Annotated in this window: 19 protein-coding genes; 13 read left to right on the top strand and 6 right to left on the bottom strand. The window is 59.3% G+C overall.

Annotated elements, in window-relative coordinates; all coding sequences use genetic code 11:
• Nucleotides 1-212: 212 nt before the first annotated feature.
• Nucleotides 213-788 carry a hypothetical protein gene (locus K2Q04_RS09770; RefSeq protein ID WP_291162598.1) on the top strand — a complete coding sequence of 192 codons (576 nt, stop codon included), beginning with the start codon at nt 213-215 and terminating at the stop codon, nt 786-788.
• On the top strand, nt 785-1,633 hold the full coding sequence (locus K2Q04_RS09765) for a hypothetical protein (RefSeq protein ID WP_291162595.1): 849 nt from the start codon (nt 785-787) through the stop codon (nt 1,631-1,633). The genes K2Q04_RS09770 and K2Q04_RS09765 overlap by 4 nt, the downstream gene beginning before the upstream one ends.
• Nucleotides 1,634-1,902: 269 nt before the next feature.
• On the opposite strand, the gene K2Q04_RS09760 is transcribed toward K2Q04_RS09765, so the two are convergent.
• The 3 genes from K2Q04_RS09760 to K2Q04_RS09750 all read right to left on the bottom strand — a co-directional run bounded on the left by K2Q04_RS09760 (nt 1,903) and on the right by K2Q04_RS09750 (nt 3,650).
• Entirely contained in the window at nt 1,903-2,844 is a 942-nt protein-coding gene (locus tag K2Q04_RS09760; protein ID WP_291162592.1) for a DEAD/DEAH box helicase, read from the bottom strand.
• 105 nt (nt 2,845-2,949) lie between these two features.
• The gene (locus tag K2Q04_RS09755) at nt 2,950-3,135 is read right to left on the bottom strand and encodes a hypothetical protein (RefSeq protein WP_291162590.1); all 186 of its coding nucleotides are present in this window, start codon (nt 3,133-3,135) and stop codon (nt 2,950-2,952) included.
• Nucleotides 3,136-3,302: 167 nt separating this feature from the next.
• Nucleotides 3,303-3,650, bottom strand: a complete 348-nt coding sequence (locus K2Q04_RS09750) for a hypothetical protein (protein WP_291162587.1) — start codon at nt 3,648-3,650, stop codon at nt 3,303-3,305.
• A 438-nt stretch (nt 3,651-4,088) separates the two neighbouring features.
• Here K2Q04_RS09750 and K2Q04_RS09745 point away from each other — a divergent pair, with 438 nt between their 5' ends.
• The 7 genes from K2Q04_RS09745 to K2Q04_RS09715 all read left to right on the top strand — a co-directional run bounded on the left by K2Q04_RS09745 (nt 4,089) and on the right by K2Q04_RS09715 (nt 8,644).
• Nucleotides 4,089-4,298, top strand: a complete 210-nt coding sequence (locus K2Q04_RS09745; protein ID WP_291162585.1) for a hypothetical protein — start codon at nt 4,089-4,091, stop codon at nt 4,296-4,298.
• A 932-nt stretch (nt 4,299-5,230) separates the two neighbouring features.
• Nucleotides 5,231-5,566, top strand: a complete 336-nt coding sequence (locus tag K2Q04_RS09740; protein WP_291162582.1) for a metalloregulator ArsR/SmtB family transcription factor — start codon at nt 5,231-5,233, stop codon at nt 5,564-5,566.
• Between the two features lie 11 nt (nt 5,567-5,577).
• A complete protein-coding gene (locus K2Q04_RS09735; protein WP_291162579.1) occupies nt 5,578-6,099 on the top strand; it encodes an arsenate reductase ArsC in 522 nt (173 codons plus the stop codon).
• Nucleotides 6,100-6,101: 2 nt separating this feature from the next.
• On the top strand, nt 6,102-7,166 hold the full coding sequence (gene arsB, locus K2Q04_RS09730) for an ACR3 family arsenite efflux transporter (protein ID WP_291162577.1): 1,065 nt from the start codon (nt 6,102-6,104) through the stop codon (nt 7,164-7,166).
• 3 nt (nt 7,167-7,169) lie between these two features.
• Nucleotides 7,170-7,583, top strand: coding sequence for an arsenate reductase (glutaredoxin) (arsC, locus tag K2Q04_RS09725; RefSeq protein WP_291162574.1), 414 nt, complete (start codon nt 7,170-7,172; stop codon nt 7,581-7,583).
• A complete protein-coding gene (gene arsH / locus K2Q04_RS09720) occupies nt 7,583-8,326 on the top strand; it encodes an arsenical resistance protein ArsH (RefSeq protein ID WP_291162571.1) in 744 nt (247 codons plus the stop codon). The genes arsC and arsH overlap by 1 nt, the downstream gene beginning before the upstream one ends.
• 39 nt (nt 8,327-8,365) lie before the next feature.
• Nucleotides 8,366-8,644: a GDCCVxC domain-containing (seleno)protein gene (locus tag K2Q04_RS09715; protein ID WP_291162568.1), complete on the top strand. Its 279-nt coding sequence runs from the start codon at nt 8,366-8,368 to the stop codon at nt 8,642-8,644.
• Here the strand turns inward: K2Q04_RS09715 and K2Q04_RS22210 are convergent.
• Together K2Q04_RS22210 and K2Q04_RS09705 are read right to left on the bottom strand one after the other, a co-directional pair.
• Nucleotides 8,582-8,737, bottom strand: coding sequence for a hypothetical protein (locus K2Q04_RS22210; RefSeq protein WP_366935748.1), 156 nt, complete (start codon nt 8,735-8,737; stop codon nt 8,582-8,584). The two genes, K2Q04_RS09715 and K2Q04_RS22210, sit on opposite strands and share 63 nt — an antisense overlap.
• Before the next feature lie 83 nt (nt 8,738-8,820).
• A complete protein-coding gene (locus K2Q04_RS09705) occupies nt 8,821-9,156 on the bottom strand; it encodes a YnfA family protein (RefSeq protein ID WP_291162566.1) in 336 nt (111 codons plus the stop codon).
• Nucleotides 9,157-9,695: 539 nt separating this feature from the next.
• Here K2Q04_RS09705 and K2Q04_RS09700 point away from each other — a divergent pair.
• Complete coding sequence (locus K2Q04_RS09700; protein ID WP_291162564.1) at nt 9,696-10,625, top strand: DMT family transporter; 930 nt, start codon at nt 9,696-9,698, stop codon at nt 10,623-10,625.
• Nucleotides 10,626-10,674: 49 nt separating this feature from the next.
• Here the strand turns inward: K2Q04_RS09700 and K2Q04_RS09695 are convergent, their stop codons facing one another.
• Entirely contained in the window at nt 10,675-11,100 is a 426-nt protein-coding gene (locus K2Q04_RS09695) for a helix-turn-helix domain-containing protein (protein WP_291162561.1), read from the bottom strand.
• 65 nt (nt 11,101-11,165) lie between these two features.
• Between K2Q04_RS09695 and K2Q04_RS09690 the strand changes: the two genes are divergently transcribed.
• The 3 genes from K2Q04_RS09690 (at nt 11,166) to K2Q04_RS09680 (ending at nt 13,114) form a co-directional block, all read left to right on the top strand.
• The gene (locus K2Q04_RS09690) at nt 11,166-11,807 is read left to right on the top strand and encodes a cation transporter (RefSeq protein WP_291162558.1); all 642 of its coding nucleotides are present in this window, start codon (nt 11,166-11,168) and stop codon (nt 11,805-11,807) included.
• A 43-nt stretch (nt 11,808-11,850) separates the two neighbouring features.
• A complete protein-coding gene (locus K2Q04_RS09685) occupies nt 11,851-12,639 on the top strand; it encodes a pentapeptide repeat-containing protein (protein WP_291162555.1) in 789 nt (262 codons plus the stop codon).
• A 76-nt stretch (nt 12,640-12,715) separates the two neighbouring features.
• Entirely contained in the window at nt 12,716-13,114 is a 399-nt protein-coding gene (locus tag K2Q04_RS09680) for a hypothetical protein (protein ID WP_291162553.1), read from the top strand.
• The last annotated feature ends 56 nt before the right edge of the window (nt 13,115-13,170 follow it).

Below are 13,170 nucleotides of genomic sequence, written 5' to 3'. Positions count from 1 at the left end.
CGCTCTGGGCACTGGTGCTCCACCCTTCCGGGTCGGGTTCCGCCACTCTTATCTTTTGATATCGCGACCGGTCGAGCGTTTGGAGTCACTGTTGCTCCGGCGAAGGGCGCCACAATCTCTGCCCACGCGCGTGTTCGAAGCTTCGCCTTGGCTCGTCCATTTGATGCAACTCGGGTAACGGTCTCGCTTGGAAAACATATGAGGAGGGAGCCGTGGCAAAGAAAGCAAACAGAAATATTGACGTCGCGATCCCCGGCTCACTGACAGATATCGTCGAAGCCATCAACGAACTGATGAGCTTAGTCGAGCGCACGGCGGGGCGGATCAAGTCCGGCGCCGATCTTTGGGCGAAGACCAAATCGAAGAACGCAGCGCAGAATCTCAGCAATCTCGCTTTCGGCTCTCGTGGCACGAAGAAGCATCTTGAGAAGATCGCCGCAGGCAAGGACGCCAAGGACGATCTCACCGCTATCGCCGCGCAGCTTGAGGCCACCTCGAAGCCGGTCGAGCAAAGCATCGAGGCATTGAGGAAGTATCGGGATCAACTGCGGGAACAAGCCGGCATGAGGACCGCGCAGAAGCTGGACGATATTCTCTATGGGCAGGTCGGTAAACTTGCCCTGAGAAACGTTCTCCGCGAACTAGCCGACACGTGCCGCCAGCCCGAACCGCCTGCCGACATCATCGTCCGGCTCGCCAAAGAGGCGTCGAGCATGATCGAGAGCCTCAACAAAGACCTCGCTACTCTCCATGACATGCTGCTCGGCTTGAAGAAGAAGTGGAAATGACAGGCAAATCACTTCCTACTTGCCTCGACCAGATCGAACGCTTCTTCAGGAAGCGGAAGATTCAGATTGATCAGATCGCGTTTTACAATCGGCCCGAATTCATCGCAGCTGAACGAAGCGATCCGTCCTTCCTTGAATTCTATGCCGCCTACGTACGCCTGAGGAACCGCGATGCTGCGTACGATGCTCATGTGCGGTCGCTCGTACCGAGGGCCGTGTCGGCGCTTGCTGCAGAGATCAAACGCGACGGGCAGAAGGGCGTCTGCATCGATGCCAGCATGATTCTGATGAAGGTGCTCGAACTCCACGGCGTATGGAGCTACGGCTCCAATGGGGCATTGACGATCCATTCACCGAAGCTGACCAGTCCCACGCATTTTTGGCCCATGGATGTCGAACAGGTCGCCGGTCACGTTTGGCTCGTCGCGCCGCCATTCGAAATCATCGACGTGAGCCTCATCTGCCAGGCGTACTTCCGCGGAGAAGAGAATTTTCTGCCCGACTACCTCGTTGCGGAAACCGGTCGTCGCATCACACCGGAAGCCACCGATTACTGCTCGTCTGAAGTTCTTGCCCGCGCCCGCCGCCACTACGGTCCGCTTCCGAAAGACATTCACTTCCGTCTCGACCCCGATTTGAAACGCCGCGTCGAGTTCTTTCCCCCATACGAAATCGTCTCCCGCAACGCCAAGCTGCATTACTGCGCGGGAGGAATCAGCGCATCCGACGCGCCGGACCTCCAGGCGATAACTAGTCGTCGATGGAATGGCCTTCTCGCGAGTGAACTTTACGAGCGTACTATCAATCCCGCCCTGGCGGGCGCAGACGCCGCTTCAGCACCCTGACGGCTGCGGCAGGGTATGGGCAGTCGCTCGCCGAATTGATCAATCTACGCCGCCAGCACTTCCTGCGCCTCGCCAACCAGAACTCGCTAAATTGTTTAAGGTAGTAGCCCGTGCAGGCACTGCAGCTAACTCGGCAATCCGGACGCCATGATCCACAGGTACGCCCAACTGAGACCTCCTATGTCCGAACGGACCGGAAGGAAGCTAACTGCCTTTGAATCGTGTGGAGAAATGAGAAGCGAAGATCCCGCGAGCTAGCGGGGTCGCTTTTATGATTTGCAATTAATTGCAAATCGATGCCAGAGCGCCTCCTTGGCACGCGTGACGGCGACGTTGAGAATGTTGGGGCGGCCGCCAGCCCAATTCCGCGCTCCTGTCTGCTGCACTGCCGGTGCACCGAGGATCAGGATCACCGCCTCGGCCTCACGGCCCTGTACGGTGTGTACGGTCCCAATGCGATCATAAACCCAGCGCCCAGGATCTACCTTCCAATCGTCGAGGACGCCGCTGTCGCGCACCAGCGCCCGCAAATTGTCCTGCACGACCACGAACGGCGTGATGATGTAGATGTCGGGCGGCTCCGTCAGCCGCCGCAACGTACCGAGAAGAGCGAGCACGGCGTCGCCTTCCTCCGGACACCATTTCTCATTGGCGCTACCGGAAATATCGATCCAGCGCGACGGGCCGAGTATGTCGCGAATGGCGGACTGCCGCGCGCCACGGCCCTGCACCATCAGATGCTCATAGGCGACAGCGTTGGAGATCCCGAACATCGGCTGATCGCACCGCCGATGGACCAGAAGGGGCACGCCAACCGTGCGCGAACCATGCCGATTGGAGAACTCCGCGACATAGGGTGTTGCGGCATCGGCCAGCGTCTGCACCGATGCCACAGGTGCGTTGAATCTATCCGGATCGATCCCGAAGGTCCGGCAGATGGCTTGCGTAAGAACATCAGTGCGCACCACGACCGGCTCGATCTGCATAGGGTCCCCGACGACGATAGCCCGCCGACTCCGCATCAGCGCTCCAACCGCGGCCTGCGGCAACGCTTGGCCGGCCTCGTCGATGAGTAGCCATCCCAAAGCCTCTGGCGGCAACTTTCCCAGCATGCGTTCGACGGAAGCAAACGTCGTCGATACCGCCGGCACCAGCAGGAACAGCGATGCCCAAAGGTCGACGACGAGCGCCTCCTTCGCTGCATCTGGCATCTGGTAACTTCTCTTACCCTTCACCTCAGAGACCGACGCAATTAGCCAATCGGATAAGCACGGCCGAGATCAAAAAACCTTGTTACTTGCGGCCACTGAGGCGCGTCATGACGGACTTCTGCCTACCTCACCGTGTTCGGGTTTCGCCGCGGCGGACGGAGATATCACCGCGAGGCTCTTGAAATCGAACATGCCACTGAACACGGAGGTGCGCGTTGTCGTATAGACCAACAGTCCGCCGATAAAGATGCCGACGCTGAGTCCGCCGGGGATGAGACGAAGTCGCTTCATGATGATGAATGATCCACACTGACAATCGCGCCGGGAGATGGCGTCAAACCAAATTTGCGCTGATGAGGGGCGATCGATCCAAAAGGCACTGGATCGGCCCCCGAGCCGGGCAATGCCCCACAAAGCGGGTTCTTGCAGAGCTCGGAGGCGACAGATGCCATTGCCGCTTAGCCTCGCCCGTACGACGGCTTGGTTCCGCAGTCGGTTTCGCCTTTCGGGCACGGTGTCTTATCCTTCGACACACCGCTGTGCGGTGTATCGGTGTGGGGTGGCCAGTTTTCCGGCAACCTGTCTTTCTTATGGCAATAGGTCCGTGTGAAAATGGTATGACAGTGCAGGAAAGGATGTGCGTCGGCCACGATCAAGCTGGCGGCTTGTCCAATGGTGCTTTCATCGACCGGCGCTTTTTCTCTAGCGCCGGCGGCGATCGGCGCAATGGCCAGACCCGCGAAAATCGCGACCGCGAACGGGGCGTGGCGAAGGGTCGAAAGGTGCGATAAAGTGGTCTTGCGCATTTTTTTTGTCCTTGCGTGATTTGTGAATTTCGCTTGGCGCGTCGCGCGCATTTCGTTGCGGGAGCCGGGACCACGCATACCGTTCGGAGCGTATCCCGGCCCCGACGTCATGCGACAACGCAGGTGGTGCTTAAGCAGCTGAGTGTTTGGAGGGTGCCGATACGCGTACGCGGATCCCGACGATCATCTCTGATTGCGAACGCCTGGTGCGCCGCCGGCAATGCCGCTAAAGGCTCAGCGCGTGCTCGGCCGTCTTGAGACCTAGTTAAGGAGCACGACGGTTCTGAGTGCCGTAAGACCCGGATCCGCGAAATCTTTTTGGCGGCACGTTGGAGACTGAGCGACGGATCTAAAATTCTGTTTCGCTTGTCGCGTCGTCTGGGATGCGACGGCTACGCGCGGCTCGAGCGCCGGCTTATGGATTTTCGCCGCAGTGGGGTGCCAGCTGGATCTCAAGGCCTCCACGAAAAGCAGGCGATCGACGCAAAAGCGGCCGCCGAGATCAATCTTCTCGCCCGCTCGGGCAATGTATTGATAACGAAACGCCGCGCGATTTGCATTCGCGAGGTCACCGGCGTCCGCCCTCTCGGTCACATGATGGCCATCTTGGTCTCCGCAATGCCGAAGCGATCCGGCCAACGCAGCTGAGGCGGTGAGGACGCAGAGCATCGTTGTCGCCACGCAGCGGAACAGATGGCTATAACGATCATTAAGCGGCCGGGCTCGTACCGAGGGCTGCATCATCATTCACTCAACGTTTCAAGGCCGGAGCGCACGCGCGCGCTCGTCGGATCAAGCTGAAGGGCGTGTGCGAAGTAATTGCCCTAAGCGCAGAAATGCGTATCCGTGCTCGGCGAGCGCAGGCGCATACAGCGCATTGAGTTCAATGCTCTTGCGAAATACGCGATGGCCCGGGAAAGTTCCCCGGTCCGGAAATAAGCAGTTCCACGTTAGAAAAGAACCGTTGCGTCGCCTTGGGCGCAGTTCTTCGGGCGCGTGCGAGATCCGTGACGGCGTCGGTCTCGCGGCCCTGCTGAAGATAGATGCGTCCCGATTGTCCAGTGCGACGTGGAGATCGCGGCTTCCCTTCGCAACTGTCCCGCGTTCCGGCTGAAAGTCGCTACACGGCTGGGACTGCGCGGACTTCTCCAACTCGCCGAATAAGGCGCGGTGATTTGCCGAGGGCCTGCTGTGATCCAGATGCATCCAGCCGACTTCGATCATCGCGCCGTGCGCTTCGCTCACGCACAAGATGACCGGAAATCCCGCGAACGCCATGGCCAGCAGGACCGTCGATGTAACCAGATATCTGAGCAGCCTATTCAGCATGTCGGCATATAAACAGATTTGCCTCATGTTGACGTCAAAAAAGCCCACGGCGCGACGTCCTGCTCGGATTCGGGGCGTTGGCGTACCACGCGTCGCGATACGGCAACGGCCTAAACCACATCATCCGCCTCGAGGTCTTACTTCGTATTTTCCGCGGCCTCGATTTACTACACAGAGCGCTGTCAAACGGCAGGGATGAGCCTAACTCCGTTTGATGTTGCATATTTCAAAATTATTTGAATAATAGGTTTATGGATGAATCAAAGATCGTTGCCGCGCTTGCGGCCTTGGCCCATGAACATCGCCTTCGCATTTTCCGCCTGCTGGTAAGGGCAGGCCCGTCCGGCGTGCCGGCCGGGCAAATCGCCGAGCACATCGGCATCAGCGCCACCGGCATGTCCTTCCATTTGAAGGAGCTGGATCATGCTGGCCTGGTCACCTCAACCCGCCAAGGGCGCTTCGTGCGCTACGCGCCGCACGTCGAGGGAATGCGCCAGCTGCTGACCTATCTCACCGAGGATTGCTGCCGGGGCCAGCCGGAATTGTGCGGCGGTATCATCAAGAAAGTCCGTGCGGTTTGTAAGTAAGGGAAGAAAAAATGACAGTAGAGCGTCCACTCAACGTGCTCTTTCTCTGCACGGGCAATTCCGCCCGCTCGATTCTTGCCGAAGCCATCATCAACCGGCTCGGCAATGGCAAGTTCAAGGGCTACAGCGCCGGTAGCATGCCCGCTGGAAGGGTGCACCCGATGGCGCTGCAGCTTTTGGGGCGACTCAACTACGACACGAGCGGTGCGAGATCCAAATCCTGGGAGGAGTTCACGGCACCCGGCGCGCCGAGGTTGGATTTCGTGTTCACCGTTTGCGATAATGCCGCCAGCGAGGTCTGCCCCATTTGGCCTGGACAACCGATGTCGGCGCATTGGGGAGTGCCGGACCCGGTCACGGCCGAAGGCGATGAAGCGCAGCGGGCGTTGGCGTTCGCTGACACCTACCGCATGCTCAACAATCGCATCGGCATATTCACCAGCCTTCCCCTATCCTCGTTGGATACTCTTTCGCTTCAGCGGCGTCTCGACGACATCGGCCGTTCCAAAGCGCCGGCGCCAGGGAAGACGTGATCATGTCCACATTCGAACGCTATCTGACGATCTGGGTCGGTGGCTGCATCGTGCTCGGCATTGCGCTCGGCCATTTCTTCCCGGGTGCATTCCAGTCCATCGGCGCGGCTGAGATCGCCAAGGTCAACTTGCCGGTAGCGGTGCTGATCTGGTTGATGATCATTCCCATGCTCGTGAAGATCGACTTCTCGGCGCTGTCGAAGGTCAAGGAGCACTGGCGCGGCATTGGCGTAACGCTCTTCATCAACTGGGCCGTGAAGCCATTCTCGATGGCTCTGCTGGGTTGGGTCTTCATCGGATGGCTGTTTAAGCCGTACCTGCCCGCCGACCAGATCAACAGCTATATTGCAGGACTCATTCTTCTCGCGGCGGCCCCCTGCACTGCCATGGTCTTCGTGTGGAGCAATCTCACACGCGGCGAACCTCACTTCACTTTGGGCCAGGTGGCGCTCAACGACGTCATTATGGTGTTTGCGTTTGCGCCGCTCGTCGGCCTCCTGCTTGGCCTCTCCGCGATCACCGTGCCGTGGGATACGTTGGTGCTTTCGGTCGCGCTCTACATCGTCGTGCCGGTCATCGTCGCGCAGGTCATTCGCCGCCGCGTGCTCGCCACCGGCGGACAGCAGACCCTCGACGGATTGCTCCGGCATCTGCAGCCGCTCTCCTTGCTGGCGTTGCTTTCCACGCTGGTCTTGCTCTTCGGATTTCAAGGCCAACAGATTCTGGCGCAACCGCTTATAATCGCGATGCTCGCGGTGCCCATCCTGATCCAGGTCTACTTCAATTCGGGTCTGGCGTATCTGCTCAACCGGGCGGCTGGCGAAGCCCACTGCGTCGCCGGTCCTTCCGCGCTGATCGGTGCCAGCAACTTCTTCGAACTCGCCGTGGCGGCTGCGATCAGCCTGTTTGGCTTCCACTCGGGCGCTGCGCTCGCGACCGTGGTCGGCGTGTTGATCGAGGTGCCGGTGATGCTATCCGTGGTGAAGATCGTGAATTCCTCGCGGGATTGGTACGAGGTGGGTCATGCCGTCCGAAAGCGGGGCTTGTCCGCGCAGCCGGGAGAGTGAGCCATGACTATCACCATTTACCACAACCCTGCCTGCGGCACCTCGCGGAATACGCTGGCGATGATCCGGCAAAGCGGTGAGGAACCAGAGGTCATCGAGTACCTCAAGACGCCGCCATCGAGGAAGACCCTCGTGGATCTGATGAAGCGCATGGGCATGGGCCCGCGCGAGTTGCTTCGCCAGAAAGGCACGCCTTATGCGGAGCTGGATCTCGGAAGTCCCAAGTGGACCGATGACGAGCTGATCGACTTCATGTTGGAGCACCCCATTCTGATCAACCGGCCGATCGTGGCAACGCCACTCGGCGTGAAGCTGTGCCGCCCCTCGGAAGCCGTGCTCGACATCCTCCCCAATCCCCACATCGGCACCTTCACCAAGGAAGACGGCGAAGTGGTGCCCGCAAGAAAGACAGCGTAATGGCCAAGAACGGCACGGATGACCTGAACAACGTCGTCCATGATCACCTGCACATTCCGGCCGCCGACAAGTTGGCCGCCACGGCAATTCACAAGCCGCGCATCCTTCTTCTTTACGGTTCATTGCGCGCGCGGTCGTATAGCCGCTTCCTCGCCATGGAAGCAGCGCGCCTGCTGGAGCACTTCGGTGCCGAGACCAAGATCTATGATCCGCACGGGCTGCCGTTACCGGACGACGTGCCGGAAACGCATCCCAAGGTGCAGGAGTTGCGCGAGCTTGCGGCGTGGTCTGAAGGACAGGTGTGGTGCTCTCCGGAGCGTCACGGCGCAATGAGCGGGGTGATGAAGTCGCAAATCGACTGGATACCTTTGTCGACCGGCGCAATCCGGCCGACGCAAGGCAAGACGCTGGCGGTGATGCAGGTTAGCGGCGGCTCACAGTCCTTCAACGCCGTGAACCAGATGCGAGTGCTCGGCCGCTGGATGCGGATGATCACGATTCCGAACCAATCGTCTGTGGCGAAGGCCTTCAACGAATTCGACGAGGACGGCCGCATGAAGCCGTCATCTTATTACGACCGTGTGGTGGACGTGATGGAGGAGTTGGTGAAGTTCACGCTGCTGACCCGCGACCGCGCGGCTTATCTTGTTGACCGGTACAGCGAACGGAAGGAAAGTGCCGAGGAACTGTCGCGGCGCGTGAACCTCTCGTTGGCGGCGGGAAATGGTGCCCGCAAAACATGAAGCTGCGGAGCAGACCAACAGGGCAAGAAATCGCGCATGATGGAAACCGCTGCTAACTTAAATCTTCTCTCGACCATCACCTGTCCAAACTGCGGACATCAGGTGACCGAAACAATGCCGACAGATGCCTGCGTGGGATTCTACACCTGCGCGGGCTGTGGCCAGATGCTGAGGCCGAAGGCCGGGGACTGCTGCGTGTTTTGCAGCTACGGAACGGTCGCTTGTCCCCCAATCCAGGAAGAGCGTGCCAGCGGGTCATTTTCCGGCTGCTGCCCAGGAGGCGCCGATCCATGCGCCGACGACGCTTCCCACAAGTAAGTTGACGATGATCATCCAGTGAGAAGCGATCTCGGAGAACGGGATCGTGCTTGCCCGGAAGGGCAAGGATGCCGACACCACGATCAAGCTCATGGCCTTATTGATGATCACCGCGGGTAAGGCTGGAAATTCGAAAAGGCTGACCAGAATCGGGAGGCGGAATCACGCAGAAAAGCCTATGCCGATTTCCACCCGCCGAGCACGATGATCGCCATTCCAATGATGGTGACGATGACGCCGACAATGTCCCAAGTCGTCGGACGGATGCCGTCAACCTGCCATAGCCAGAAAATCGCGATAGTCACATAGACACCGCCATAGGCCGCATACACCCGACCGGCCGCATCGGGGTGCAGCGTGAGAAGATATGAAAAAGCGATCAGTGCGATGGCGGCCCAAAAAAGCAGCCACGGCGAGCCGTCTTTCCTTAGCCAAAGGTATGGGAGATAGCAGCCGATGATCTCCGCGATTGCTGTGACAACGAACAACCCAAGTGTCTTGGCGAGCAACATTCCCATTCCCCCCATTCGAATGATCGAAAATCAGACCTACCATCTCGAATGTGCTAAATGCTAGAAGCCGTTACGCGTTTCTCACGATCTCTTCGAGTTGCGCCCAGGATGCCTTCCTTTCCGTTTAGTTTGAGCCCTTCGCATTGGCGCAAAGCTTTGATCCCGCCGCGATACGGATCGTTCGAAGCGGGTTTGAAAAGAAGGACCTTTTGACCGCTTAATCCTCAAAAGCGGGGATGACTACGAATATTCTTTGCACGGCTAAACGACGGCGTTGGCTCGCCATAAACCCGGCGGTAGGCAGCGGCGGCGGCGCTTTTGTATCCCGACACAGTCGCTGTTAGACTGTGACGCGGACGGGCAAAGACGCTCAACAAAGCGCCGAATGAACGACCAACTTTATCCTCGCCTATGACCAATCGGCCTTCACGAAAACCTGGTTACGACAACTGTGACGACGACGCTTGCAGCGATCGAGCGATATTTCGCTCGCTCAAGTCACAGCCTTCGATCCGGGTCATTCAATGTGGAGAGCCAACATGGCACGCCATTCCGCGGGTATTTCACCAAGCGTATCACTTGTCCTAGCAAGCGCATTTTGGGCCGTCGCAACGGTTTTCAGCAAACAACTCCTCGCGTCCGTTCCTCCCATCACCTTTTTGGTGATCCAGCTCGCACCGAGCGTGTTGGCGCTCTGGCTTCTGGTCGCAGCAAAGGGCGTGCGGCCGACGCATTGGCGCGGATTTCTGCCACTGGCGCTGATCGGTTTATTGAATCCGGGTCTTTCCTACACACTGAGCATGCTCGGTCTGGTGCGCACGACGGCCAGTGTCGCGACTTTGCTTTGGGCAGCTGAGCCGGCCCTTATCGTTGCTATGGCGTGGCTCGTTCTTAGGGAGGTTATAACGCCCCGCCTAGTGTTGCTTACGGCAACAGCAGCATGCGGGGTCCTTCTCGTGAGCGGTCTTCTAAATTTAGAAGCGACAGAAATAGGAAATCGTTACGGTGCGATGCTTATCTTAGGAGGTGTACTCTGCTGTGCGATCTATACGATACTATCCCGAAAGATTGGGCTGGGCGTCGATCCGCTTCTCACGGTTGCCATTCAGCAGACGGCGGGGCTCATTTGGTCCGTAGCCATCTGGCCTTTTGAACTACGAGGCAACGGCGTCGATAGCATATTGACGCTCACACAGAGTGAGGTGCTGGGCGGAGCGCTAAGTGGCTTGATGTACTACGCTGCCGCGTTCTGGCTTTATTTGAACGGACTTCGGCGCGTCCCAGCGAGCACTGCGAGCATGTTTATCAATCTGACTCCCCTGTTTGGAGTGGCGGCCGCCTACGCACTGCTCGGAGAGCGCCTGACTCCGGCACAATGTTTTGGCGCGATCGTCATCCTCTTGTCAGTTGTGATGCTACTGAAATCTCAATCGTCGTCGACAATTCCCGAGGCGACGTGTGGAGACTAGTCGCCGCGGTGAGTGACCCGACCCGGCAGAAATAATCCCGGCATCGTCGCTAGTGCTTATGATTCAGGCAATGCTCATGATGTGACAGCGCCTCGATGATGCGGCATTGGGCGATGCGCCCCTTCGCGCAAGACTTGATCATGTGTTCGACTTCGGTCTTGAGCGCCGTCAATCGTTCGATGCGGCTGGTAATGGCGTGCAGGTGTTCCCGCGCCAAGGCGTCTACCTTGGCGCAGGAGCGTTGCGGCTGCTCGGCGAGGTCCAGCAGTTCGCGGATCGCCTCCACCTCGAACCCCAGCTCGCGCGCGTGGCGGATGAAGCGCAGGCGGTCCACCGCTTCGGTGCTGTAGAGCCGACGGTTACCCTCGCTGCGCGGCGGCGCGGGCAGCAGCCCGATGCCTTCGTAGAAGCGGATAGTGGGCACCTTCACCCCGGTTTTGCGGGACAAAACGCCGATCGCCATGACGTCGCTCATAACCTCTTGCTCCTCTAGTCACTAGAGATTGTAGCCTTCCGGACGTGAAAACGAAAGGGCTGACCATGACCGACTCCTGCCAATCCTCCGCCTGCGGCTGTCACGGCAATCCGCGCTTCGACGGCCTGGACCCGCGCTACAAGCGCGTCCTTTGGACGGTGATCGCCCTCAACGGCATCATGTTTGTGGTGGAGATGGCGGCCGGCCAGCTGGCGGGATCGCAGGCGCTTCAGGCCGACGCCCTGGATTTCCTCGGCGACACGCTCACCTACGGCATCAGCCTCGCGGTCATCGGCCGCTCGCTGCAGGTCCGTTCCGGCGCCGCGCTATTGAAAGGCGGCAGCCTGCTGCTGATGGGGATGTGGGTGTTCGGGAGCACTCTCTATCACGTGTTGATCCTTGGATTGCCGCGCGCGGAAATCATGGGCGGCATCGCCATGCTCGCGCTCGCCGCCAACCTGGCCAGCGTGCTCCTTCTGCTGCGCTACAAGGACGGGGATGCCAACGTCCGTTCGGTGTGGCTATGCTCTCGCAACGATGCGATCGGCAATGTCGCGGTGATGATCGCCGCCCTGTCGGTGTGGGGCAGCGCGAGCGCATGGCCGGACCTGCTGGTTGCCGGCATCATGGCCGGTGTCTTCCTCATGTCGTCGACGCAGATTCTTCGTCAGGCGTGGGCTGAGAGCCGGGAAGCGATGACGGTGTAGCTTTCCAGTCTATGGTGCTTCGTTCTCTGACTGGAGAATGACGTTGAAGGTACTGGTTCGGGCTTGCTTAGGTCTTCTCTTCACTCTTGGCATTGTCGCCACTGCCGGGAGCGCGGAACTTCCGTTGCACCAGATCGTTCAAGCGCTCTTCAACGCCAAGCCCGGGGTCCAGCTCAATTACTCGGGCAAAGACCTTTCCCTACTTGATCTCAGCGGCGTCAACTTCAAGCGAGCGAATCTGGCGGGCGCCAACCTGCTGGGTGATGACCTGACGGGAGCCAATCTCTCCCGCGTCAAGCTTGTTGGCGCCAAGCTGGATCGGACGTCACTGGCCGGGGCCAAGTTTGACGGTGCCGACCTTTCACAGGCCACTCTGTTCGACGCCGTTGGTTCGCTGACGTTCGAGGTTTCCGCCGCCAACGCACCGACCTTCGTAGGTGCAAATCTTTCCGGAGCGCGTATATTCGCACGATTGAGCCGCGCCGATTTCCGCAACGCCAACCTCTCTGGCGCGCGGCTCGGCACCGAGCGCAACCAGTTCAAGATGCCGAAGCAGACCGACCTTTCCGGCGCGCTCTTCGGTGGAGGGAATCTGACGGGCGCCGACTTCACCGGCGCGAACCTAATCTTCGCCAACATGGCTGCCGCCAACCTCAGGGGCGCCATTCTGATCGGGGCTGATTTATCGAACGCGGATCTTAGCGGAGCGGAGCTTGCCGGCGCAGACTTCACCGACGCCAACATCTACGGAACTGTATTCAAGAATGCCAAGGGACTGGAGGAGGTTAAGAACCTCGATATGGCGAAGAATCGCGACAAGGCGGTCTTCTGACCATCTACGCGCCTAGCATTACGCATTATTCATTAGTCAGTAAGGCGCCCGTGGCTATGTTGCGACGGAGTTGATGGTGTGGCAGTCTGATTTCGTGACAAACCGTCTGTTCCAGCGCTGGTTTGTGGTCCTCGGCATGGTCGCCATGTTCGGGGCGCTCATTTCTATGCCGATGACGGCCACCTATGCCTTGGCCATGTCGGGTCAAACGTCGGCGACATCCGGCGACATGTCGATGCTCGCTGCGGCGGACGAGATGCCCTGCCACAACCCGATGAAACACTGCCCGCATTGTCCGCAGAAGGTCTGCCCGGAGATGGGCAGTTGCTTGGTCAAGTGCTTCCAGCCAATGCCGCAGCCAATCGCCGAAGCGCGGCTGCAGCGTGATAGTGTCGGCCAGCGCGTGATGCCTTCGCCAACGCGGGTTACCGCCAGTTCCTTGATCCCTCCTCTTCTTCGACCTCCCAGCGTCTGAACCGCGCGCCCATGGGGCGTGATAGCGGCTGCGGCTGATGCCGTGGCCCTTTGCGT

Origin of the sequence: Hyphomicrobium sp., assembly GCF_019753045.1 — a bacterium.
Lineage (GTDB): Bacteria > Pseudomonadota > Alphaproteobacteria > Rhizobiales > Hyphomicrobiaceae > Hyphomicrobium_B.
Note: the sequence above shows the minus strand (reverse complement) of the source record. Positions and strands in the feature narration are given on the sequence as shown.